Source organism: Okeania sp. SIO2B9 (genome assembly GCF_010672505.1).
Classification (GTDB): Bacteria; Cyanobacteriota; Cyanobacteriia; order Cyanobacteriales; family Microcoleaceae; genus Okeania; species Okeania hirsuta.
This window is the reverse complement of the sequence record NZ_JAAHGK010000903.1, coordinates 1-3,219: the sequence shown is the minus strand read 5'-3', so window position 1 is coordinate 3,219 and position 3,219 is coordinate 1. Positions and strand designations below refer to the sequence as shown.

2 protein-coding genes are annotated in these 3,219 nt (G+C 38.1%); one reads left to right on the top strand and one right to left on the bottom strand.

Annotated elements, in window-relative coordinates:
- The coding region (locus F6K13_RS25210; RefSeq protein WP_287288733.1) for a penicillin-binding transpeptidase domain-containing protein at positions 1-1,672 on the top strand (1,672 nt) is incomplete at its 5' end.
- A 367-nt stretch (positions 1,673-2,039) separates the two neighbouring features.
- On the opposite strand, the gene F6K13_RS25205 is transcribed toward F6K13_RS25210, so the two are convergent.
- Positions 2,040-2,903: a DUF72 domain-containing protein gene (locus F6K13_RS25205; RefSeq protein ID WP_124145904.1), complete on the bottom strand. Its 864-nt coding sequence runs from the start codon at positions 2,901-2,903 to the stop codon at positions 2,040-2,042.
- Between the last annotated feature and the right edge of the window lie 316 nt (positions 2,904-3,219).

Below are 3,219 nucleotides of genomic sequence, written 5' to 3'. Positions count from 1 at the left end.
CAGTGCTGAAGCTGAAAAAGCGCTTGCGGAAAAAATAACTCTACAACCAAAAAATCAAGGTATTATTGCTGCGCCACACTTTCTATTTTGGTTATCTCAAAATCAATCTACTGCCATAAATCAAAACTTATCTACAACAACAACTCCTACAGTTATTCGTACTACTATTGACCGACCTTTACAACAATTTGTTACTACCCAAGTCCAACAAGTAATTCAAAATCTTACCCCTTATAATGTGCATCATGCTGCTGCTATTGTAATTAATAATCAGACTGGAGAAGTATTAGCTTATGTAGGTTCTCCTTATTATTTTAATACTCAAAAAATGGGTAGTAATGATGGAGTACAAGCACTACGTCAACCAGGTTCAACTTTAAAGCCTTTTTTGTATCAATTAGCATTAGAAAATCAAGTAATTAATCCGAATACTATTTTGCCAGACGTACCGACATATTATGCAATTCCTGGAGCCAAACTTTATAGCCCTACTAATTATAATCAAGATAGATTTTTAGGACCTGTTATTGTCAGGGTTGCTTTAGCAAATTCTCTGAATATTCCGGCAGTAAGAGTATTAGAAAAAGTAGGAGTAAAGCAATTTTTAAACCGTCTACATCAATTAGGTTTTACACATTTACAAGCCTCACCAGAACATTATGGTTTAGGCTTAAGTTTAGGCAGTGGGGAAGTCAGTTTATGGGAGTTGGCAAAAGCTTATTCAATTATGGCAAGACAAGGAGAAGTTATTCCTGTCGTTACAACTATTCCTAGTAAAACTTACCCACTTTTTCAACATAAAAAAAATCAAGACATCTCCCTACTACCTCAAGCAGAATCAAAATGGATGTTAATCGCAAATATGTTAAGCGATACTCATGCAAGAGCAGCAGAATTTGGAGTGAATTCGGCTTTAAATTTGCCATTTCCAGCAGCAGTAAAAACTGGTACTTCCTCAGATTTTCGTGATACTTGGACAGTAGGTTTTACTAATGATTATACTGTGGCGGTTTGGGTGGGTAATTTTAGTGGGGAATCTATGGTGCAAATATCAGGAGTTATGGGTGCTGCACCTTTATGGAATAGGATTATGTTACATTTGCACGAAAAGAAGGAAGCGACAGCTTTTCCACCGCCAAAAAATATGGTTCAACGCCCGGTTTGTACAATTTCTGGGTTGCGTCCGAAATCTGATTGTCCGTCGGTAATAACAGAGTATTTTTATCCAGAAAAGTTGAGAGAATATGAGCATTTATCTGCTCTTTATTCGGTGGAAAATTTGCCTGATGAATATAATGAATGGTTGGCAAAACAGAGTAAATCTAGTTTGGTTTCTGATGAGTTAAAAATTTTGTTTCCTCAAGAAGATGATTATTTTTTAATGGATGATGTTGGAGGAGAGAAAAAATTAGAATTTAAGTTGGCGAACTCACGGGAAAATTCTGTGGAATGGTGGTTGAATGGAGAGAAATTAGCTGTTAATTTTGATAATTCTTTATTTTGGAAATTATCTCCCGGTAAATGGACTTTAGAAGTGCGTTCAGCAGATATTATAGACCGAGTGAATTTTGAAGTGCAATTGCCGAATAAGTCTCCTTATTATGGGTTTTCTATTCGTATAAGGAGTCAGGAGTCAGGAGTCAGGAGTCAGGAGTCAGGAGGAAAAAAGTAAGGAAGAGCAAGGGTGAATATCTACTTGAAGAAGGAGACAGGAGACAGGAGACAGGAGACAGGAGGAAAATTACATGGGGATAGTCAACGAAGGGCCGCTCCGCGTCTACGCTCCCCCAAGTAATGCGTGAACACGACCGTTGACGGTGGGGTATTAAACCCACAAAGAAAATGATAAAATTGAATTTTTTTCAATCCTAAAAGCCTTCTTCCTTAACCTTACCTTACAATACTGATATTACCGGACTTGATATAGCAGTCGAAGCAAAGGACGCAGACAGATAAAAAGCTTAAAACTCAGACAAAGCAAGACTTTTCCTTCTTCCTTCTTCCTTCTGCTATATAACATCAGCAACTCTCAGAAAAAATCACCATAAACTTAACTGAGTAGGCGACTGATTAAGTAAATTCCAAGGCAGGGATGGAATAGGAATTTTTGCTATTTCTAATAACTGTTGAAAATGACGTGCTGTACTAGGCGATCGCTCTTCTTCAGGGCAATGAATAAAAAAGTAAATTGTGATATCTTGGCACAACCATTGCTTAATTTGAGTTACCCATTCTGTGAAAAAAATTTGATTTACTGACAACTGAGGATGAGAAATAAACCTCACTATGGTAAATGGAGCAGTCAACGTCAACTGTAAAGGTAAATTGGGTTTACGGTTTTTAGACCGCAACTGGGGGTTATCCTTACCAGTGTAGACAGGACGCGAGTCTAGCAAAACTTTCCCCACACTCAGTTGTTTGAGAAGACTATTTAACTGTTGAGCTTGAGAGTCTTCAAACCACTCAGGATGGCGAACTTCCAAAGCTAAAGACATCCGGTCTCGTGGCCAAGCTTCCAAAAATTCTGCGAGGTCATCAAATGAAGAGGGGCCGTAACTCGGTGGTAACTGAGCAAAAAATACACCCAGGCGATCGCCTAAAGGTTGCATCTGTTTGAGGAAGTCTAAAGCATCCGGGATAAAAGGTTTTAATAATCCATTATGAGTTATGTTGCGTGGTAGTTTTAGGCAAAATTGAAATCCAGGAGGCGTTTGTATTGCCCACTTCGTCACAGTCTCTGGTTTAGGGGTAGCATAAAATGTAGTGTTACCTTCAACGGTAGTGAAACGGCGACTGTAGAGATAGAGAAACTCAGAAGGAGAACTTTTGGGAGGATAAAACTCTCCCACCCAAGGTTTAAATGCCCAAACAGCGCACCCAAGAAAGAATTTTTTTTGAGTCATTTGAAGAAGGTTTTAGGTTGTAGATTAATTATTTAATATAGAATCCAGTTATATAGTATATTTTGATAATTCTATAATTACTTCAATCTTCCCATCTCCCCATCCACTTTTCCCAACTTAGATCCCTTCTTCTCTCCTTAGATAACTAAAACCCCTTCTTCCTTCTTCAATTACTAATAGACATCTCCAAAAATAAAAAATAAAATCAATTATCATACAGAAATTATCAATTATTTCCCCTCCTGGGAGGGGGAGGGGCGAGGGGTGGGTTCCCTATTCCCTCTTTTCTGGATATTAGATATCTCCAGAAAAGAGA

Excerpts from the sequence above, each read along its gene's own strand:
- F6K13_RS25205 (WP_124145904.1), bottom strand. The coding sequence starts at position 2,903 with ATGACTCAAAAAAAATTCTTTCTTGGGTGCGCTGTTTGGGCATTTAAA.